Source organism: Pseudomonas hygromyciniae, assembly GCF_016925675.1.
Lineage (GTDB): Bacteria > Pseudomonadota > Gammaproteobacteria > Pseudomonadales > Pseudomonadaceae > Aquipseudomonas > Aquipseudomonas hygromyciniae.
This window is the reverse complement of record NZ_CP070506.1, coordinates 697746-717888: the sequence shown is the minus strand read 5'-3', so window position 1 is coordinate 717888 and position 20143 is coordinate 697746. Positions and strand designations below refer to the sequence as shown.

Here is a 20143-nt window from a genome sequence, read left to right as displayed (position 1 = left end):
TCATGACCGGCGCCATCCTGATGTTCAGTTGCGTGATCCTGATTGGCGTGTCGCTGCACCTGTTTCTCAGTGGCCTGCGCCAGGCGGAAACCGACCGCGTCCTGGAGCGACTTGCCGAAGGGCAGCCGCTGCTGGCCGAAGAGCGCGGGCGTTGGGTCGGCCTGGAGCGCATGTTCCAGCGCGCGGGCCTGGGCAAGCCCACCGACAGCTTGGGCCTGTGGGTGACCTGCTGGGTGTTGGGCGCGCTCCTGGGCTTTCTGGTATGGAGCTGGGTCGGGCTGGGCGCAATGTTAGTGCTTCCGCCCCTGATCCTGCGGCTGTACATCGCCTGGCGCTATCGGCGGCGGGTGAAACGGATGGTCGAACAATTGCCGCAAGTCCTCGACCACACCGTGCGCAGCCTGAAGTCCGGGCGCACCCTGGCCGATGCCCTGCTGGGGGCCATCGACAGCACCGAGGCGCCTTTGAAGCCTGCCATGGAACGTATCCAGCGCAACGTGCAATTGGGGGTCAGCCTGCCCGAGGCCGCCAGTGATTTTGCCGAATTCTACGAGCAGGACGAGTTCCGCATGCTCGCCCTGGGACTCAAGGTCAACCACCGCTACGGCGGCAACGCCAGTGACTTGCTGGAGAACCTGATCAAGGTCATTCGCGAACGGGAGCAAGGCGCCCGGCAGTTGCGCGCCATGACCGGCGAGACCCGCGTCACTGCCTTTGTCCTGGCCGGCATGCCGATTGCGATGGTGGGCTATTTCATGCTGATCAACCCCGGCTACCTGCTGACCATGTGGAACGACGACAGCGGCCGCTACATGCTGCTGGCCGCGCTGACCATGCAGGTGCTGGGCTGCCTGACGATGTGGCGCATGTTGCGGAGTATTTGAGATGGTCCTGCTGATCAGTGCCTTATTGTTTTTAGCTGCGCTCGCGCTGATCGTCGGCCAGTTGCTGAGCCAGCGCCGCCGCGATCGCCTGGTCAACCAACGCCTGCAAGGCCAACTGGTGCGCGGTGACCGCTTCGGCACCCTGCTCAGTCAGTTTGGCAGCAGCCAGTTGGCCCAGCGCTCGGTGAGCATGGATAACGAAACCCAGATCCTGCTCAACCGTGTGGGCTGGCGCAAAGCCAACCAGCGCTCGATCTTCGCCGCCTGCCAGATTGGTGTGCCGCTGGTGCTGGCGGGCGTGATCCTGGTGGGCGAAGAACTGATCTTTCCCGGCGCCGATTCTCCATGGATCGCGCCCCTGCTCGGCCTGGGCGTGGGCTACCTGATCCCCAAGCGCGTCCTCGCCAGTGCGGCCAAGGCCCGGCAACAACAAATCTCCCGCGAGGTGTCGACCTTCATCCCGCTGCTGCGCATCTTGTTCGAGTCGGGCATGGCGGTTGAACAGTCCCTGCGCGTGCTGAGCGTTGAGGCGCAGCGCCTGCTGCCGGCGCTGACCCAGGAGCTGCGGTTGATCCTGTCACGGGTCGACTCGGGCCTGGAACTGGGCGAGGAGCTGGGCAAGACCGCCCGGCTATTGGCCGTGGACGAGTTCACCGACACCTGCATCATTCTTCAACAACTGATCCAGCAGGGCGGCGGCGCCATGAAGTCGCTGCTGGCCCTCAAGCAACTGCTCGACGACCGCCGTTTGACCCGCTTGCAGGAATTCATCTCGAAGATGTCGGCCAAGATGTCGGTGGTGATGATGGTCTTCCTGTTTCCCGCTTTATTGATTGTGCTGGGGGGGCCGGCATTCATTGCGATCTCCCGGGCCCTGAGCAGTTTTTGAGGAGCGCTCGATGAAAGCACTGATTGCAGGCCTGAGCCTGCTAATGCTCGGCGGCTGTGCCAGCAACGGCCAGATGCCCTGGTCGGCGCTGATGACCCCGGGCAGTTGCGCCAAGCCCAGCGCCGAACAAGAGTTGTCGCTGAACCTGGCCGACGACATGGCCAAGGAAGGGAAGATGCACGCCAGCCTGGCCAACCTGCAAAGCCTGCCGGAGTCGTTGCCGCAAGTGCGCCAGCGCAAAGCCAAGGTCTACCGCCTGCTCGGACGCAAAGAAGCGCAACCGCTGTACCGCAGCCTGCTGGGCACCTGCCTGGCCGCCGAAGGTGAACATGGTCTGGGACAACTGGCGGCGGCCCAGGGCGACAACGTGCAAGCCCTGGCCCATATGCAACGGGCAGCGCAACTAGCGCCCACCGATGAAAAAATCCGCAACGATCTGGGAGTGGTCTACCTCAATCAACGGCGCCTGGAAGAAGCGCGCTTTGAATTCATGACGGCCATGGAGCTCAAGCAAAGCGATCAACTGGCGGCCGTCAACCTGGTGACCCTGTTGATCTATCAGGACAACTGGGGCCAGGCCGCACAACTGGCCAGCCAGGTGGGCCTGAGCCCCGAGCAGGTCACCGAGGCCCAGGCCCGGGCCGAGAAGCTCAAGGCCGCCGGCATGCCAGTCGCCAAGGCCAAGGGCCAGGTCGCGGCGACCAGTGACGCACCGCCCGCACTAATCAAGTAAGCGCTTGAAGGAGTCGATGATGAAATTCCATTACCTCGCCAGCCTGACGCTGCTGGTTTTGCCGCTGACCGCATTGGCCATCGAACCTGGGCCCTCGTCCAAGGCCCAGCAGGAGACGGAGAACTGGCTTGGGCTGCAAGTCAGCGGGCAAGCGGCCTCACCTACGGTGCAGAGGGCAACGCCCACCGAGCGCGAACTGGCGATGCAGCGCTTGCTGGAAAGCAAAAGGTACGCGATCCCCGAAAAGTTCGGCGAGGACAGCGCAAGCTCGGGCGGTAGCAAATAATCTAGGCGACCTCACGGCCACTGGAGAACCATGGGATGTACCCCACTCAAAATGTGGGAGCGGGCTTGCTCGCGAATGCGGCATGTCAGTCAGCATATCTGGCTCTGAGCCACCGCATTCGCGAGCAAGCCCGCTCCCACATTTGTTTTGTGCATGTCCTGAGTAATCAGTAATCCTCAGTGCGCCGTCACCCGTTGGCGCAATGCCGAGTTGCTCGGCGACAGCGCCAAAGCCAGTTGGGTGCGGTTATGCATATGGGTCAAGCGCAACACCTGGGACACGTACAGCTTGACCGTGTTCTCGGTGATACCCAGCTCACAGGCAATCTGGTAGTTGGTCTGGCCCTTGCCCACCAACCTGGCAACGTCCAGTTGCCGGGGTGACAACTGATTGAAGATCGCCGGCACCTCCAGGCGCTCGGCCTCCTCGCTTACCCCTTCGCCATCGGTTTGCGGCGCCGGGCCGCGACGGACCTTGTCCAGGTCCTGGTACAAGTCGTCGATGGATTCAGAAAGGTATTGCAGCTTCTGGTTCAAGTTTCCCAGGTGCAGGTTCTTGTGGCGCTCCTCCAGCGCGGCCTCCTGGCGTTGCAACCCTTCGAGCAACTCGTTGAGGTTGATGGGCTTTTGGTAATAATCGGAGATCCCCACGCGCAACGCCTTGATCACGTCCTGCTTGTCGGCTCGGCCGGTCAACATGATGGCTTCGAAGGCACGCTGCTTGCCGGCGATTTTCTGCAGGGCCTGCACCAATTCAATACCGTCCATATCCGGCATATGCAGGTCACACAGCACCAGGCCGATTTGCGGGTCTTCACCGAAACGTTGCACGGCCTGCTGGCTGGAGCCGCAAGGGACACAGCGATAACCGCTGCTTTCGAGAAATTCGCAAAGCTCCTCCACAATCAGCGGCTGATCATCGACCACGAGCACTTTTACTGCAGATGTAAGCTTGTTCACGCGCTACTCCATTCCTGGCAAGCCAAAAATTGACCTATCCGTTCCGAAGAACCTTCCTACTCACTTGTATGAATAAACGTAGACGTACTTTTTGACTATGTACATAGCGATATAAAGCACCCGCGACTAGTGGAGCCCCAGCCAGGCCAGGGTGAACCCCACTAAAAGAAACGGCGCAAAGGGCAGCTTTCCTGACGGGTCCACTACCAGATAACCCAGGCGCGCCCTAACGCCTTGACTGGCAAGTGGTAACAGCCGCGGCCCGCACACCAGCCAGGCGACATTGGCCACGCCGGCACCTATCAGCGACCACAACAAGTAGGTCGAATTCGACGCCAGCGCCAACGCCGCAAGCAACTTCACATCACCGGCCCCCAGGCGCCCAAGGGCGTAGCCCGGCAGCGTCAACAGCAGCGCCAGGACAAATGCCCACACCCCTTCAGACCTGGACATGCCGAGCCAAGTGCTGCCGCTCCACAGCAGATAGAGCAGCGCCAGCAGCACTGCGCCCAGGGTCAGCCGATTGGCGATCTGCCGCTGACGAATATCCTGCACCGTACACAACATCAACCAGACAAACACCACGAGGCCTTGGATCACGTAAAAACCGTCCCTTTTTGCTGATTGATTCTATGCTGATATCAGGTAGTAGCAGTCAGGGTAGTCGCAGTGATGAAAACCAGCCTCCCTAGAAAGCAAAAAGGCGCCGTCGCCATCGAATTTGCGGCGGTGTTCGTGATCTTTTTTGCGGTGTTCTATGCCACGGTCAGCTACAGCCTGCCGCTGTTGCTGCTGCAGTCGTTCAACCAAGCCACGGCCGAAGCAGTGCGCCGCAGTGTGGCACTGGATCCCAGCACCCCCAACTACAATGCGGCGCTCATCTTGCGGGCGACCCAGACCGTTCAAAGCCAATTGCAGTGGATTCCCGCCACCTTCCAGTTCCAGACGGCCCATATCAATCCGACCTACACCGCAGGGGTGCTGACCGTCGAGATCAACTATCCCTCGGCCAACCTGAAGAACGTCCTGCCGTTTATTGTCCTGCCGGGCATTGGCACGGTCCCCAGGCTGCCAACCACCCTGCACGCCCAGTCGAGCCTGCAATTTTGAACTCCGGTGAAAAAATCTTCGGCCGACTACTCGGCCGCAGCAGCGCCCAGGCCCTGGAAACGCCCGCCAGCTCACCCGCTCCAGGCTTGCACCTACGCCTGGATCAGCAAGGTCATGTGCTGGACATCAGCCGTGCATTGCAACAACAACTGGCCCGTCACCTTGGCACCCAGCCTCAACTGCTCCTGCGTGACCTGCTCTGCCTGCCAGGCGCTTTAAGCATCGAAGGCACACCTGCCGACTGGCAGCGCCATAGCATGGACCTGGACTTTCAAGGCGCCGGTGACACCACGTTGCACACCCGCGGCTGGATCGAGCCGGACGCCGATGGCTGGCTCCTGCGCCTGACGGATATCAGCGACCTGCTGACCGGCCGGCAATTGGCCCAGCAGCGCGAACAGAACCATCAACTTGCCAGCCAGATGAGCGAGCAACTGCGGGTGTGCAGCCTGACGCGCCTGCCCCAGGTTTTCAGCGAGCATCTGCGCAGCGTCGCCCAGCGTTGGCGTATGCCTTGCGTGGCGATGACCCTGCTCGACCAACAGGACCAGGACTGGCTGGTCTATTGCAGCTACAACGCCCATGACGCACCACAGCTTTGGGAGCCGGGCCAACGCCTCGGCACCTGCCTGGACAGCCTCAGCGGCAACACCCCACTGAGCCTGAAAACCCTCCAGGGCCGCAGCGAACACCCGCGCCTGCACAGTGTATTTGGCAATGCCGAAGGCCTGCTGGTGCCGTACCGCGATAGCCAAGGCGTTGCCGCCTGGTTGCTGTGCGGCTTCTACAGTGGCCACCCCGACGTCAGCGAACGTGACTGGCTCAACCTCGCCGCTGCCCTCGCCGCCCCTTTGCTCGGCCGCCTGCGCGAGCAGCGTCATCACCAGCAACTGGAACGGGTGGAAGCCTTGCAAGGCCTGCTCGGCACTGGCTGGTGGGAACTGCTGGCCAGCGGTGAAGAGATCCTGCTGGCGCCGCAACTGATGCGCAGCCTGAGCCCGGAAGATGCACCGACCAAACAAGTGCTGAGCAACTGGCTGGAGTTGATTCACCCTGCCGACCGCCAGGAACTCAACAGCCGCCTGCAAGACCTGCAAACCCTGGGCAAACCGTTGCTGACCAGCGTGCGCCTGCAGCGCACTGACGCCAAGCAGAACCCCATCTGGTACCGCGTACAAGGCCAGGTGCTGGGCGTTGGCGACCAGCGGCGCTGGATCGGTTTCATGCTCGACATCAGCGATATCAAGAACCAGCAACTACAGGCCGCCGCCGCCCATGCACGCCTGGATAACCTGATCGCCAGCTCCCCGGCGGTGATCTACGTGCAGCGCTACGTCAACGGCGCGCTGCACCCGGCGTTCTTTAGCGACAGCCTGTTGCCGCTGCTTGGCTGGACCCTGGCCGAATGCACCCACGACACCTCCGTGGAATGGGTACACCCCGAAGACCGTGACCTGTACTTCGAACGCACCCGGCAATTGCTGCGCGAAGGCAGCGTGCGCAGTCGCTACCGTGTGCGCGATCGCCAGGGCAATTACCACTGGCTGCTGGACGAAGCCAAGCTGCTGCGCGACGACCTCGGTTTGCCGGTGGAAGCCGTCGGCCTGTGGCTGGACGTCACGGAAGCGACCCTGGCGGCGCAGCAAATCAAGGACAGCGAAGAGCGCTATCGCATCCTCGTCGAAGACTCGCCGGCCATGATCTGCCGCTACCGCCCGGACCTGACCCTGACCTTCGGCAACACGCCCCTGGCCAACTACCTGGAATGTACGCCGGCACAGTTACCGGGGATCAACCTGGGCGAATGGCTGTCGCCCGAGCAACGCAATGCCTTCGTAAAACGTATCGGTCAGCTGAGCCCGGAATTCCCGGTCAGCACCGCCGAAATCAGCCTGCAACTGCCGGGGCGCGAACATGCGTGGTGGGTGTGGTCCGACCGGGGTGTCTTCGACGAGCACGGCCAGTTGCAGGAAATCCAGGCCGTGGGCCGCGACAACACCGAAGTGCGCCGCTCCCAGCAGCAACTGACCCAAAGCGCAAAAATGGCCACTCTCGGGGAAATGGCTACCGGCTTGGCCCATGAGATCAACCAACCGCTGAACGTGATGCGCATGGCCATCGCCAATGTGCTCAAGCGCCTGGGCAACGGCGACGTACAGATCGACTACCTGACCGAAAAACTCCAGCGTATCGACGCCCAAGTCCAGCGTGCGGCCAGGGTGGTGGACCATATGCGCGTATTCGGCCGCCGCTCGGAGGTCGAGCAACAGCCCTTCGACCCGGCCCAGGCGGTGGAAGGAACCCAGTCGCTGCTGGGCGAAGGCCTACGTGGCAAGGGCGTGGACCTGCGCATCAACCCCATGGACTTCAGCGCGCAGGTCAACGGCCATGTGGACCAACTGGAACAGGTACTGATCAACCTGGTAGTCAACGCCCGCGATGCGCTGACGGCCCGGCAGGAAAAAAACCACGACTTCAAACCATGGATCGCGCTTTACAGCGAACACGACAGCCGCCACGTGCGCCTCTTTGTCGAAGACAACGGCGGCGGAATCGATGCACGGTTATTGGAGCGGATCTTCGAACCGTTCTTTACCACCAAGCCGATTGGCGTCGGCACCGGGCTGGGGTTGTCGGTGAGCTACGGCATTGTGGAAAACATGGGCGGACGCCTGAGCGTCGCCAACAGTGAACACGGGGCGCGGTTCTGTGTGGAGTTGCCGGTGGTGGGTGGGGGTTAGATTACGAGGTAGGCACGGCCTGCTTGGCAACTCAGGTTGGCACCTACATCCACTTTATTTAGATCGACGCCCAAGGCCAGTAACAGGGTGTTTATCAGCGAGTCTAGCAGTGGCGTAAGCGTGGTTTTGATCGTACTGATCAATAGGGAAGTGACGCTATTTAGCGTGGTTCCGAGACCACCAATAAGACTGCCTAGCAGGTTTTCGTTTCCGGGCTGCGGACCATACATATTTAGAACAAGGCCCGCGGCTGTTCCCTTCGCTGGGTCGGTGAGCCCGCTGACAATATTGCTGGTGGTGTAAGGGAAATAGAATGGTTGTTGCGATATTTCCGGTAAATCGGGGGACAGGTAAGTATGGGGAAGGTTCTTGCTACCACCGACGTCGATATTGGCAGATAACCCGATACCACCTCCCACGTAGGGAACGCGGGCATTGCAATCATTGAGTACCAGAAAGCGGCGACACGATTCAGTACCGATATCAACGACCTTCAATGGTTTCACAACCATCTGGGGTGGAGTTTGACTGCTGCCGAAAATGCTGGACAGACCGTCAACCTGACCCAGTTTCAAGTTAACCAGCGAGGTATTGGTGCTGGTTGTCAGGCTTTTATTGGTAGGGCTTGCACAACTGTAGGCCGTTACCCAGCTGCTGGCGCTGGCAGCTTCTACCGCAATATCCACGTGGACGGGCGGAGGCAGAATCTGCAGGCTGGGCGAAGTACAAAGTGCGCCCAAACCACATGTCAGCGCATTGATCGCGCCCACAATATCAAGATGTAGCAGTGCACCCACCGTGCTTGCCAGAGGTCCCGCCAATCCGGTCACGCCGTTCACCAAACTCACGACTGTGTCCAATACCGGCAAGTTGACCGAAAGCAAAACGCGCAACTGCGACGTGCGCACATAGATACGATTCGGACCCGTTTCAGGGTTATGTCCTGCTGCTACAGCCTTGGCTGGATTACCGACAGCAGATAACTGAGGCGGCTGCAAAACCTGAACGGTCGCCGTGATTTGCGCCACGCCAGGCAAGTCAATCGGGACACTGGCCAGTAAACCGTTTTTCTTGTTGGCCAACTGCACAAAACCTTCGATCAGATCAAACACCCGCATGTTCACTGCCAGAGACGCCACATCAGTGCCACTGGCAATCTGCAGAATATCGCCCAATACGACTTGAGTAGCGCCAGCAGCTGTCTTGAGCGCTTTTAAGCCGACAATCGTTACATCCGTAGTCAGTGTGTTGGTTGGGTCCAATACATTAATCGCACTTTGGATTAGCTGACCGACACCTAGGGTATTGCCAAGAACCTCTGTATAGCCAACCGCTGTAAGACCCAGGTCAAGCTTCAACCGGTCCAGATAACTCAATAGAGAGATGTTGGTATTAATCAAACCATTCCACCCTGCCACCGACAGGTTCAGGCCACCGCCCAACAAGCCACCGAACAACGCATTGAGAACAGAGGCTTTTTTGTCTGTGTCCACAACCACTGCTGTGCTGCGGATTGTGAGTGCGGCCACTGGGGTCGCCAGCGCCGCCACCGCTGTCGCCGTCAATGTCGTATTAGCGTTGTACGTACCGCTGAACAACCGCCATACACCGTTGGCGATACCAGTTGGAATGGTGCGAGTGGCAACGACTCGGATGGCCTCATTCTTGGTGGCATCAGGAGTAAATACACGGGTGTTAAGAGCATTGGTCAACAACGTTCCACACGTCACTGCCAGTGCGCGACTGCTGTCGTTGGCGACGACGGTGAAGCCATTGCGGGTGGCGTTCTGCTTGGCGTAATCGACGGCGGTGGTGCTGCCGGCACACTGCCCGCCGCGGTTGGCGGCTTCCAGGGCGGCGGTATCGGCAACGGCCTGGAGCTTGCGTTTTTCCAGGTACAGGCGGCCGCTATCGACCACCAGCAATAGAAACACCAGGGCCAAGGCCAAGGTCCCGGCGAACACCAGACCGATTGCGCCACGTTGGCCAGAACGAAGTCGGGGAGACATCGAGCACTCCTTTGCCGGCGAACTGCCGAGCGCTTACTCTCCTGTGATGAAAAGCAGTGTAGACAAGGCTTGGAAGGTGCGCTGGCAAGTTGCCACTTGGGCGACTGACGGAACGCTCAATACCACCCCCACCCTTTGTGGCGAGCGGGCTTGCCCCGCGCTGGGCTGCGCAGCAGCCCCAGTGAGCCGATGGTGGTGTATCAGATTCTCCGTGGCGTCTGGTTTTGGGGCTGCTTCGCAGCCCAGCGCGGGGCAAGCCCGCTCGCCACAGAAAGCCAGCGCCTGTTCGGACCGAGTACGGCTTAGCGTGGCGGGTAGTTGGACAGCACCTTGGTCACCGTCGCCCGAATCGCCGCGCTGCGGTCTTGGGGGCTGGGCGAGTTGCTCATTATTTGTTCGTCGCTACCGCGCCACACCAGCTTGCCGTCCTTGCCGTCAAGCAGGTCGATCTGGAGGGTGGCGACCTTGTAGGTGACGTTGCGGGTTTCGTTGTACATCGGCGCGCCCCAATAGCCATTCCACGGGCCACCCCAGGCGCCGCCGTAGTTGGTGGTGACTTGTTGCTGGCGGTCTTCGACGATCAGGTAGGCCTGCACATTCAGGTCCGCCTTGGTCCCGGCGGCGGCAGGGCGCAGGCCACGCTGGTCGAGTTGGTCAGCCACTGCCTGGCGGATGCGCTGTTCGGTGAGGTCGCTCTTGATTCGCGGATCGTCGGGGCGGTACTGCAATGCCGGGTCTTTCCAGGCCCAACTACGGTAGCCGGCAAAGTCGCGGCTGGCGTCAAAGTCGTGGTTGACCTGATTGGTCTGGCAACCGCCCAGCAGCACGGCAAAAGCAAGCAAAGCGATACGACGCAACATGGTAGCTCTCCAAAGGGCAGACCGATCCTGAGATGAGAATAACTGTTAGCTGGGAGGATACGCCGTCATCGCCTTTTGCACAGCCTGGCGCAAGGCATCGCCGCGTTCACTCAGGCTGCCCTGGCTGCCCGTTTCGGCGCTGGCGCTCCATACCGGCTGGCCCGTGCGGGCGTCGAACAGATTGACGCGCACCACCACGACCTGCACTTCATAGGTGCGCACAATCGGCACCGAGTTGTACATGCCGTAGCCGTTGCCATAGCGATTGTAGCCACCGTAGCCATAGCCATAATCGTCCTGCACCTGGCGCAGGCGCTTCTCCAGATGCACATCGGCGCTGACCAACAAGTCTGGTGCACGCTGGTCATGCACTGGGCGCAGGCCGCGTTGGTCGAGGGCGCCACTGACGGCTTCGGCGATCTGCGCAGGATCTGCCCAGGCCGAGCCCGCCGGCAATTGGCCGTTGCGCCAGGCCCAGTTGCGGTAGGCGCCATAGTCGCGCACCGGCGCCGGGTAGGCGCTGGCGTCAAAGGTGTTGGCCGCCTGGGCAGGTGCCGGCGGCATGGGCTTGGAAGCCGCAACATAAGGGTTGTGGCTGGAGCAGGCTCCCAGCCCCAGGCACAGCAGGATCAATGCACAGCGCTTCATTTCGATCTCCGCAGACTGGGCCGCTTAAACCGGACGGCAGATCCAGTGCAAATAACGCCCAAGTCCGGCAAAGCTTGGGTGACGACGGTGAGCGAGCTCCATCTCCAACAAGTCCTGCAAAGCGGCGCGGGCCTGGAATTCCACCGGCATATAGTCGTGGAATACCCGTACCCCGCTCTGGCTTTCGACCTGCCACAGGCCTTCAAGTTGCGCCGCCAGTTCACGCGGGTCCAGGGGCTGTTGGGGGGTCAGGCTCTGTTTTTCGCCGGCCATGTCGTTCTTGCGCATCTTGCGAAAGTGGCCCTTGAGCAAGTTGCGATAAATCAGCGCATCGCGGTTATAGAACGCCAGGGACAACCAGCCGCCCGGCTTCGTCAACTGATGCAGCACCGGCAGGATGGCGTGGGGCTCGGCCAGCCATTCCAGCACGGCGTGGCACAGCACCAGGTCGTAGGGCTCGGTGAGTTGACCCAACAACTCCTGCCACGGCGCCTGGATGAAGGTTGCAGTTTGCCCCGCCTCAGCGAAACGCTGGCGGGCGCCTTCGAGCATCGGCTCGGCGGGTTCGGCCAAGGTCACGTGGTGCCCGCGCTCGGCCAGCCACAGCGACATATGGCCCAGGCCTGCGCCGATATCCAGCACGCGCAAGGGGCGATCCGGCAAAGCCTCGATCAAGTCGGCCTGCAACACGGCCAGGCGAATCGCGCCCTTGGCACCGCCGTAGATCTTCTCGGCAAAGCGCGTCGCCAACTGGTCGAAATGACGATCACTCATGGGCAAACCGCCGTTCGTTGTCAGCCAGCTTGGCGCTGACCACTTGATCCATATCCAGACCCAGTTCACCGCACAACAGCAGCAGATAGAGCACGATATCCCCCACTTCCTGGCCGGCATGGGCGAGTTTGTCGGCGGGCAACTGACGGGACTGGTCTTCGCTCAGCCACTGGAAGATTTCCACCAGTTCAGCCATCTCGACACTGGCGGCCATGGCCAGGTTTTTCGGGCTGTGGAACTGTTTCCAGTCGTTGTTATCGCGGATGCGATGCATGCGTTCGGTAAGGTGTTCGAGATTCATGGGGGGCTCCTGAAGGGGTATAGCTTCGGGCTCAAGGGCGGGGATGGCAAATAAATTTGCGGCGCGCTCAAGGCCTCCATCGCTGGCAAGCCAGCGCCTACATTTGACGGCGTACACAAATCAAACTGTGGGAGCTGGCTTGCCGGCGATAGCGCTCTAATCAACCACGCTGAACTCAACCCGGGCCGTCTGCCCCGCCTCATCGAGCACACTCAGTTGATAGCGCCCCAACTGCTCCAGGCTGGCATTGATGCTGTCCTGGTTGGCACTGTCGCCCAGCGGCGCGCCATTGAGGAACCACCAGCGCCGCCCGCTGCCGCCCAACGCCGACAGCTTCAGGCGCAATTGCTGCTGGCTGCCCGCCGGCAATCGCAGTTGATCCCCCTCACGCACGCCCACCACCGATAACGGCGAAGACGCCGCCAGCGCCGGTGGCGGGCAATCCGGGTCTGGCGCGGGGATGCGTGCGTCACGCCGCTCAATCCTCGGTAACCACGGCTCCAGCGGTGCAGGCCACAAGGCGATGTCCCGCGATACCGCGCCCGGGCAATTGGCGGCCACGCGCAAGCCCTTGGCATTGACCCATACGGTTTCCATCAAGCCGACACCCAGGGGCTGATCCAGGGCCTGCAAGGTCGGCGGCGTGGTGTTGTCCAGCGTCCAGGCAAAGCGCTGGCGCCGGCAATTGGGGTCGCTGCGACCCATGGGCTGGCCCAGCGGCCAACAGATCGCCGCCACGCCGACATTCATCGGCACGGCTTTGACGGGCGCGGTAATGCCGCGCTGGCTGTCGCGGTTGGTCAGCACGTCGTGTACTTGCAGCATCAACGGCGCCGCCGAGGCCAGGCCAAACTGGCCGGGCACCGGGGTGCCGTCCGGGCGGCCGATCCATACGCCGATCAAATAGCGCGGCCCGACCCCAATCGCCCAGGCATCGCGAAAGCCGTAGCTGGTGCCGGTCTTCCAGGCCAACACCGGGCGTTGCACCAGCTCCGCCCGGGGATCACGATCCGGCCGCGCCTGGCCACTGAGGATGCGTCGCACAATCCACGCCGAACCTGGCGACAACAGCGGGCGCTCCTTGAGCACATCCCCCGGCTGCAAACGGATAGCGGCGCTCTTGCCGTCACGGGCCAATGCGCTGTAGCCGCCGACCAGGTCCTCCAGGCGGCTACCGGCACCGCCCAGGATCAATGCCAGGTTCGGCTCGGCCAGCGCCGGCAGCGCCAGGGGCATACCGGCGACGCGCATTTCCCCGGCAAAACGCTTGGGCCCGTAGGCTTCCAGCAGTTGCACCGCCGGCAGGTTCAGCGAGCTGGAGAGCGCCGTACTTGCCGGCACCGCGCCGGTAAAGCCCATGGAGAAATTACCCGGCCGGTAGTCGCCATAGCGCCGTGGCACATCCTGCAACAGCGATTCGGAGTGAATCAGCCCAGCGTCCAGCGCCATGCCATACAGAAAGGGTTTGAGGGTCGAACCCGGCGAGCGCAGGGCGCTGATCATATCCACATGGCCAAAGCGCCGTGCATCGTTGATGTCCACTGAGCCCAGGTAGGCGCGCACGGCCATGCTTTCTTCCTCGACCACCAGGATGGCCGCCGAGGTGTGTTCCGGCAGGCGTGCGCGCCAGCCCAGCAGCAGGTCTTCGAGACGGCGTTGCAGGGTCGCGTCGATCGTGGTGCGAATCAGCGGCGGGCTGTCGGGGCGGTTCAGGCGCCGCGCCAACAACGGTGCCAGACTGGGCTCCAGGCGCGGCGCCAGTAACAACGGTTCCTCCAGGGCCTCGTCGACCGCCGATTGCGGCCAGACCTGGAACTCGGCCAGGCGCCGCAGCACTTTGTCCCGCGCCTCTTGGGCACGTTGCGGGTGGCGATCCGGACGCAGACGGCTCGGCGCCTGGGGCAGCACCGCGAGCAAGGCCGCTTCGGCATGGGTCAGGTGCTGCGGAGACTTGCCCAGATACGCCCAACTGGCTGCCGCCACACCCTGCAAGGTGCCACCGAAGGGCGCGCGATTGAGGTACAGGTTGAGGATCTGGTCCTTGGACAGGTGCCACTCCAATTGCGCCGTGCGCCACAGCTGGCGCAACTTGCCCGACAAGGTGCGCGAATGGGGGTCGAGCAGACGTGCCACTTGCATCGACAAGGTGCTGCCGCCGGACACTACCCGCGCACCGCTCAGGTTCTGCCAGGTCGCCCGCACCAGGGCCAACGGGTTGACGCCGGGGTGTTGGTAGAACCAACGGTCTTCGTAGGTCAACAGCGCATCGAGGTAATACGGCGAGACTTCATCGGTGGCCACCGGGTAACGCCAAACGCCATTGGCATCGGCAAAGCGCCACAAGGGCGTGCCGTCTTCAGCCAGCACCACGCGGGCCAGGTCGTCCTTGGGCAGCGGCAGGGGCCAGAGGCGATCCGCCAGCCACAGCAGGGCTATCACCACCAGCAGGCTACCCAGAGTAACGCGTGCAACTATTCGCAAATTCAAACGGGCAAACCTCTATGCTTCTAGGGAACTCGCCCAAGGGATTGGCGACCAAAGGCTCAGGTCCGGCAGATACGCCCACCCTTTCATCAGGAAACTCATATGCAGGTAGAAAGCTTTTTCGAATGGCTGGGCCAGGCGCTCGGTTCGGTCATCCGCTTTATCGTCGACGGGCTCAGCAGCCTGTTCGGCGCCCTGACCAATGCCGGCGGCAATTTTATCGATGGTTTGTCGCGCACCCTGGGCATGGACACCTCGATCATCAGCATCATCACCCTGATCATTGGCCTGATGCTGCTGTACTCGGCAGTCCGGGCGTTTATGCGGGCCTCGATCATCATGGGGATTATCTGGTTGATGCTGGGGTTGTGGCTGCTCAGTTGGGTTGTGCATTAAATACACCCCCTGTGGGAGCGGGCTTGGTGGGAGCGGGCTTGCTCGCGAAGGCGGTGTATCAGTCAAGTATTCATCAACTGATCCACCGCTTTCGCGAGCAAGCCCGCTCCCACAGGTAGGGCGCTTAACGCCCCTTGATCACCATATCCACCGGGGTTTCCCCCACTGCCTGCCAGTTCGGCCGGTACATCGACTCCACTTGCGGCGGCGGTACGCGATAGGTCCCCGGCGTGACCGCACGAGCCAGGTACAGCAGGTGCGTGGTGCCATAGCCGTCCAGGTTCAGCGCGGCAACATAACGATCATCGCGATACTCCTGATGCTTGATCGACGCATTCTGCATCGACTCACGCCACTCCTTGACCTGACTACTGGCGTTTTCCAGGCTGGCAGCGCTTTGTCCCAGGTTCTGGTTCTCCAGCTCCAGGCCCGCCGGCAACAGGTCCACCACTAACGCGTCGGGTACCCGTTGCTTCTTGGCGCTGACCGCAATGTGTACCAGCACCAGGTCACCACTGCGCAGGTTTTGCAGGTTCAGCGGCTGGCCATTCATCCCCAGGTACTCGCGACGGATGCTCAGGTTTTCGCCCCCTGCCGCTGGCGCCTGTTGTGGATAACCGGAGATGCTCAGTTGTTGGTAAATCGGCTCACTGCCTTGATTGCGCAAGGTCAGCGGTGATGCCAGCAGCGGCCCTTCCAGCTTCAGGCCGGACTGGCCGTTGTTCAGCTCGCGGGTTTCGCCGCCACTACTGAACTGCGCAGTCCAGTTGGTTTCCGGCTTGCCCAGCAAGCCACGACCGGCGAGGAACAGCGAGTTGCGCTCCTGGGTCGACAGCCATGGGCTGGCCGCCATTTGGTCCGAAAGCTCGAACAGTCGCTCTTCACGCTTGCCCTTGGCCAAGTCGTTTTCTTCCAGCAAGGCCAGGATCATCGCCTGGTCCCGCAGCGGGCTGCCGTAGTCGGCCAGCCATTCATTGGCCTTGCGCTGTACGGCAAGACCCGCCAGCAGCGCCTGGTCGGCACGCGGCTGGTCGCCCATCTTCTGCAAGGCAATCGCCAACTGCACCAATGGCAGGCCGGAACGCGCATCGCTGCGACGCTCGAACAAGCTGCGCAATGCCCCCAAAGGAGCCTGCTGACTGCGCGCCAGCACCAGCCCGGCATAGGCCTGCACGGCGAAGCGCGTGTGGTCGGCGTTGTCGCTGTAGTCAACTTCAATCAGGTTGCGCTCCTGCACATACCGCAGCAGGCGTTCGCTGGCCTTTTTCAGCGCCTCAGGCGGTACGGCAAACCCTTGATCGCGGGCGCGCAGCAGGAAGTCGGTGACGTACGCCGTCAGCCAGTACTCTTCCTCGCCATCGGCACCCCACAAACCAAAGCTGCCGTTGTAGCGCTGCATGCCGAGCAAGCGCTCGATACCCAGTTCGATCTTGCGTTTGCGCTCGGCATCCGGCTCGCCGGTCAAACCCAGGCGTGTCAAAACGGCAGCATCGGCATACAGCGACGGGTACAGGCCGCTAGCGGTTTGCTCCAGGCAGCCATATGGGTAGGCCTTGAGCGCACGAATCTGCTCGCCCAGGTTCAACGGCGGACGGCTCGACAGGCTCAACAGCGCCTCACGCCCGGCCGGTTCAAACAGTGCCAGTTCGCTGTCCGGCAGGCTCCAGGCTTCGTCCTTGAGCACCGCGCGGTACTGCTTGAGCAGCGCCGGATAAGCCGGACGCACGCCCAATGTCCATTCACGGGTAAACGCCGGCAGGTTCTCGCCCGGCAGGTCCAGGCCATTGACCGTGACCTTGATCTTGCCCTGGCCAAAACCGCCCAGCGCACGCACCGGAATCTGCAAGGTGGTGCGCTGGCCCTGGGTCAGTTGCACGCTTTGCGAAGGCTCGCCCAACAGGGTCAGTTGACCTTCGGCGGTCAGTTGTACATCCAGTTTCTGTGCCTTGCCCGACAGGTTGGACAGGTCCAGTGCCAGGCGCGTCTGGTCGCCGCCGGCGAGGAAGCGCGGGGCCGACAGCTCGGCAATCAAGGGCGCGGCGATGACGGTCTTGGCTTCGGCCATGCCGTAGCGGTCATCGCTCCAGGCCTGGGCCATCAGGCGCAATTCGCCGTTGAAGTCGGGAATATTGACGCTGACTTCGCCCTCGCCTTTGTCGTTCAAGGTCACCGGCGCGCTTTGCAGGGCAACGATTGTGACGCTGGTGTCCGGGCGCTTGCCGCCCTTGGCCAGCGCCGCGTCACCACCAAAGGCCAGGCTGGCCAGACGGCCCTGGCCGGCTTCGATCAACTGCCCGTAGATATCGAACTGGTCCACGCCATACGCCTTGCGGCCAAACAGGCTGGAGTACGGATCCGGGGTTGGGTATTCGGTGATATTGAGGATGCCCACGTCCACCGCCGCCACCAGCACATGCACCTGTTTGGGCACGCTGCCATCGGCATTTTTTGCCGCGACCTTGACCGTCAGTGGCTGTTTGGGGCGCATTTTTTCCGGCGCCGTCAGGGTCAGGCCCAGTTTGCGCTGGGTGCGATCCAACGGCAGATGCAGCAAGCCCACGGCGCGTTTGGGGGTGATGTTGGCCTTGCGCTCGCCGGGACGGATCACCAGCGCACTTACATACAGGTCATGGCGCGACCATTTGGGGTCGAGCTTCACCGCAAAGCTCTTGCCTTCGGCCGGCACGTCGATCTCTTGCCACCACAGCGGGCCTTCGCTGGACTCCACCAACAGGTAGCCTTTACCGGCGGCCGGTGGAGTGACGGTGACGTTGGCCGTATCGCCATCGCCATACGCCGGTTTGTCCAGCGCCAGCTTGACCTGGTCGGGGCGCACGGCGCCGCCTTCGGTGTTGTCCTGGGCCTGGTAGCCGGCCCAGAAACGCTTGCTGCTGATCAGGCCGGTCTGCGGGTCTTCGACTTCGACGCGGTACGGGCCCCACTCCACCTGGAAGCTGACTTTGGCCGTGTCGCCCGCCTTGATGTTGACGGTCTGCTCATCGAGGTTGAGGAATTTCTCGTTGTAGTGATAGCTCCAGCCATCGTTGTCCGAGTAGTTCCAGTAGTAGTCGCGGCGCTCACGGATCAGGCGGACCTTGAGGTTGTCGACGGCAAGTTTCTGGCCGTCCTGGTTGGCCAGCAGCACTTCGAACTCGGCCGGGCCATCGCCATCGGTTTCCTTGCCATCGAACAGGCCACGCAGGCCGGGCAGTTGCTCGGCCGGCCAGACCGGCTGCACCAGGCGCCGGGTGATCGGGCGCCCGCCGGACTCTTGCAGGCTGGCCTGGACGATCAGTTGCAGCGGCGACTTGGCCTCGCTCCACTTGCTTTCCAGGGTGAGTTTTTCCTCGCCCTTGGCGTCGAGCACGCTTTCATCCAGTTCAAAATCCTGGCTCAGCTCTTCTTCGGTTACCGAGCCAAACTCATAGCCCGGCAGGGCTTTGACCGCCTCGCGCAGCGGGCGCACATACACTTGCCCGCTCAGGCGATTGCCCGCCGCCGGGGCGCCGTAGAGGTAGCGACCGTTGACCTTGATGACGGCGTTGTCTGCCGGGCTCAACGGCGTGTCACTGCCCTTGAGTTCCAGGGCCAGGCGCTCGGGCAGGAAGTCTTCGACGAGAAATTCATACAGCTGTGGCTTGCCGTCACCCAGGTCAAACACCAGTTGCCAGCGCCCGGTCGGGGCTTCGCCGGCCAGTTGCAGTTGGTATTGATAGAGGCCCGAAGCATCGGCATCCCACACGAATTTGCGGCTGACCTGCTCATCCGGGCGGCGTACTTCGACACTCACCGGTTGCGGCTTGACGGCATTGCCGTCCTTGTCGCGCAGCAAGGCGTTGAGCAGCACGGTTTCGCCAGGGCGGTACAGGTCGCGCGGGCCGAACACAAAGAATTGCAGCGGGTGCGCGGGCTGGCCGCCGATATCGAACTCGGCCAGGTCCAACGCTGCGCTGTCGAGGCGCAACAGGCTGGTCTGCTCGCCCTGTTTAGCGAGCAATACCTGGGCTTTTTTCGGCAGCGGCAGTTCAGCGTGGCCGCCCTTCTCGGTCTTGCCTTGGCCCAGCACGCGGCCTTCGGCATCGAGGATTTCCAGCTCGACGCCGTCCAGCGCCTTGCCGCCTTCCAGTGCCTGGGTAAACACATCCAGGCGGTTGGCGTAACGGTGCACCGACAGGCCGATATCACTGAGGGTGAACAGCGTGGCCGGTTGCGAATAGTTGTAGGTGCCCGAGGCACGCATCACCGCCAGGTACACGCCCGGCTGTTGCAACTGCTTGAGACCGGCGATGGGCAGCAGCAGGGTTTCGCGGGTATTGCGCGCAGGATTCAGATCGAAACGGCCACCGTACACCAGGTCGGCCATGGGCAACAGTTCACGGGATTCGTAGCTTTGCAGGCTGGTATTGCGGCCCCATTGGGCGAGGAAGGCCGGCAGCGATTCGGGTTTGATGCGGAAGAATTCGACGTCGATCTTGTCGACATTCAGCGCGATCACCGGCAAACCTTCGGCCAGGCGAGTCGGCAACAACGTGCCACGGCTGGCGAAGCCTACGGTGGCTTGCAGGTCGCGGGTTTCCAGGCGTGCCGTGTATTCAGCGGCGAGCTTGGCGTCATTGACCCCACGCAGCCCGGCGTCCACGGTCAGCACCAGTTTGCGCTGGGGCTCCAGGTGGCGCAGGCGCAGCTCCATCAGGTTGTCGGAAAGCTCCCAGGCACCGTCGACCTTGCCGGACTTGCTGTCCACCAGGTGCAGCTTGTCGGCGAACTTCTGGTCCGGGTCCAGCGGGATCGAAAAACTCACCGACAAGGTGCTGGCACCATCCAGTTGCACCTCAGACACGTCCACCACGCTTAACTCACGGCCGGCATAACGCTGCTTGAGCGTCGCCACATCCACCGCGGCCTTGGCCGGCTGCGGCGCCGTCACCGCCGCCGCAGGAGCAGTGGGTGCAGCCGGTTTGTCGGAAGAATCGCAGGCGCTCAGCAGGGCCAGCGCACAGGCCAGGAACATTCCTTTGTTAAGCATGGGGCACTCGTTGTGAGGGTGTCTGAGGGGTGAACTATATATC

The 20143-nt window shown here is 62.1% G+C and carries 16 protein-coding genes; 7 read left to right on the top strand and 9 right to left on the bottom strand.

Annotation, left to right across the window (positions count from 1 at the left end; translation table 11 throughout):
• The first annotated feature begins 2 nt into the window (after positions 1–2).
• The 4 genes from JTY93_RS03010 to JTY93_RS02995 are packed head-to-tail and all read left to right on the top strand — an operon-like array spanning position 3 to position 2792.
• Entirely contained in the window at positions 3–884 is an 882-nt protein-coding gene (locus JTY93_RS03010; RefSeq protein ID WP_205478133.1) for a type II secretion system F family protein, read from the top strand.
• A gap of 1 nt (position 885) precedes the next feature.
• Complete coding sequence (locus tag JTY93_RS03005) at positions 886–1773, top strand: type II secretion system F family protein (protein WP_205478134.1); 888 nt, start codon at positions 886–888, stop codon at positions 1771–1773.
• Positions 1774–1783: 10 nt separating this feature from the next.
• Positions 1784–2506: a tetratricopeptide repeat protein gene (locus JTY93_RS03000; protein WP_205478135.1), complete on the top strand. Its 723-nt coding sequence runs from the start codon at positions 1784–1786 to the stop codon at positions 2504–2506.
• A gap of 19 nt (positions 2507–2525) precedes the next feature.
• Positions 2526–2792 (top strand): DUF3613 domain-containing protein, encoded by a 267-nt coding sequence (locus JTY93_RS02995; RefSeq protein ID WP_205478136.1) that lies wholly within the window; start codon positions 2526–2528, stop codon positions 2790–2792.
• Positions 2793–2968: 176 nt separating this feature from the next.
• Here the strand turns inward: JTY93_RS02995 and JTY93_RS02990 are convergent, their stop codons facing one another.
• Together JTY93_RS02990 and JTY93_RS02985 are read right to left on the bottom strand one after the other, a co-directional pair.
• Positions 2969–3751: a response regulator transcription factor gene (locus JTY93_RS02990; RefSeq protein WP_205478137.1), complete on the bottom strand. Its 783-nt coding sequence runs from the start codon at positions 3749–3751 to the stop codon at positions 2969–2971.
• A gap of 126 nt (positions 3752–3877) precedes the next feature.
• The gene (locus tag JTY93_RS02985; RefSeq protein ID WP_205478138.1) at positions 3878–4351 is read right to left on the bottom strand and encodes a prepilin peptidase; all 474 of its coding nucleotides are present in this window, start codon (positions 4349–4351) and stop codon (positions 3878–3880) included.
• Positions 4352–4423: 72 nt separating this feature from the next.
• Here JTY93_RS02985 and JTY93_RS02980 point away from each other — a divergent pair, with 72 nt between their 5' ends.
• Both JTY93_RS02980 and JTY93_RS02975 read left to right on the top strand, forming a co-directional pair.
• Entirely contained in the window at positions 4424–4861 is a 438-nt protein-coding gene (locus JTY93_RS02980; protein WP_169999282.1) for a TadE/TadG family type IV pilus assembly protein, read from the top strand.
• Positions 4858–7602 carry a PAS domain-containing sensor histidine kinase gene (locus JTY93_RS02975; RefSeq protein WP_205478139.1) on the top strand — a complete coding sequence of 915 codons (2745 nt, stop codon included), beginning with the start codon at positions 4858–4860 and terminating at the stop codon, positions 7600–7602. The genes JTY93_RS02980 and JTY93_RS02975 overlap by 4 nt, the downstream gene beginning before the upstream one ends.
• Here the strand turns inward: JTY93_RS02975 and JTY93_RS02970 are convergent.
• The 6 genes from JTY93_RS02970 to pbpC all read right to left on the bottom strand — a co-directional run bounded on the left by JTY93_RS02970 (position 7599) and on the right by pbpC (position 14681).
• A complete protein-coding gene (locus JTY93_RS02970; RefSeq protein WP_205478140.1) occupies positions 7599–9611 on the bottom strand; it encodes a pilus assembly protein TadG-related protein in 2013 nt (670 codons plus the stop codon). The two genes, JTY93_RS02975 and JTY93_RS02970, sit on opposite strands and share 4 nt — an antisense overlap.
• A 302-nt stretch (positions 9612–9913) precedes the next feature.
• Entirely contained in the window at positions 9914–10471 is a 558-nt protein-coding gene (locus JTY93_RS02965; RefSeq protein WP_205478141.1) for a DUF4136 domain-containing protein, read from the bottom strand.
• A gap of 45 nt (positions 10472–10516) precedes the next feature.
• Positions 10517–11119: a DUF4136 domain-containing protein gene (locus JTY93_RS02960; protein ID WP_169999285.1), complete on the bottom strand. Its 603-nt coding sequence runs from the start codon at positions 11117–11119 to the stop codon at positions 10517–10519.
• 24 nt (positions 11120–11143) lie between these two features.
• Positions 11144–11893, bottom strand: coding sequence for a methyltransferase domain-containing protein (locus JTY93_RS02955; RefSeq protein ID WP_205478142.1), 750 nt, complete (start codon positions 11891–11893; stop codon positions 11144–11146).
• Positions 11886–12194, bottom strand: a complete 309-nt coding sequence (locus JTY93_RS02950) for a MazG-like family protein (RefSeq protein ID WP_169999287.1) — start codon at positions 12192–12194, stop codon at positions 11886–11888. The genes JTY93_RS02955 and JTY93_RS02950 overlap by 8 nt, the downstream gene beginning before the upstream one ends.
• Before the next feature lie 156 nt (positions 12195–12350).
• The gene (pbpC, locus tag JTY93_RS02945) at positions 12351–14681 is read right to left on the bottom strand and encodes a peptidoglycan glycosyltransferase PbpC (protein ID WP_205478143.1); all 2331 of its coding nucleotides are present in this window, start codon (positions 14679–14681) and stop codon (positions 12351–12353) included.
• Between the two features lie 99 nt (positions 14682–14780).
• On the opposite strand from pbpC, the gene JTY93_RS02940 reads away from it, so the two are divergent.
• Positions 14781–15074: a hypothetical protein gene (locus JTY93_RS02940; RefSeq protein WP_205478144.1), complete on the top strand. Its 294-nt coding sequence runs from the start codon at positions 14781–14783 to the stop codon at positions 15072–15074.
• Positions 15075–15198: 124 nt separating this feature from the next.
• Here JTY93_RS02940 and JTY93_RS02935 read toward each other — a convergent pair whose 3' ends face one another.
• Complete coding sequence (locus JTY93_RS02935; RefSeq protein ID WP_205518971.1) at positions 15199–20100, bottom strand: alpha-2-macroglobulin family protein; 4902 nt, start codon at positions 20098–20100, stop codon at positions 15199–15201.
• Positions 20101–20143: the final 43 nt, after the last annotated feature.

Coding starts and splice junctions, on each gene's coding strand:
- JTY93_RS03010 (WP_205478133.1), top strand. CDS start 3: ATGACCGGCGCCATCCTGATGTTCAGTTGCGTGATCCTGATTGGCGTG.
- JTY93_RS03005 (WP_205478134.1), top strand. CDS start 886: ATGGTCCTGCTGATCAGTGCCTTATTGTTTTTAGCTGCGCTCGCGCTG.
- JTY93_RS03000 (WP_205478135.1), top strand. CDS start 1,784: ATGAAAGCACTGATTGCAGGCCTGAGCCTGCTAATGCTCGGCGGCTGT.
- JTY93_RS02995 (WP_205478136.1), top strand. CDS start 2,526: ATGAAATTCCATTACCTCGCCAGCCTGACGCTGCTGGTTTTGCCGCTG.
- JTY93_RS02980 (WP_169999282.1), top strand. CDS start 4,424: ATGAAAACCAGCCTCCCTAGAAAGCAAAAAGGCGCCGTCGCCATCGAA.
- JTY93_RS02970 (WP_205478140.1), bottom strand. CDS start 9,611: ATGTCTCCCCGACTTCGTTCTGGCCAACGTGGCGCAATCGGTCTGGTG.
- JTY93_RS02965 (WP_205478141.1), bottom strand. CDS start 10,471: ATGTTGCGTCGTATCGCTTTGCTTGCTTTTGCCGTGCTGCTGGGCGGT.
- JTY93_RS02960 (WP_169999285.1), bottom strand. CDS start 11,119: ATGAAGCGCTGTGCATTGATCCTGCTGTGCCTGGGGCTGGGAGCCTGC.
- JTY93_RS02955 (WP_205478142.1), bottom strand. CDS start 11,893: ATGAGTGATCGTCATTTCGACCAGTTGGCGACGCGCTTTGCCGAGAAG.
- JTY93_RS02950 (WP_169999287.1), bottom strand. CDS start 12,194: ATGAATCTCGAACACCTTACCGAACGCATGCATCGCATCCGCGATAAC.
- JTY93_RS02940 (WP_205478144.1), top strand. CDS start 14,781: ATGCAGGTAGAAAGCTTTTTCGAATGGCTGGGCCAGGCGCTCGGTTCG.
- JTY93_RS02935 (WP_205518971.1), bottom strand. CDS start 20,100: ATGCTTAACAAAGGAATGTTCCTGGCCTGTGCGCTGGCCCTGCTGAGC.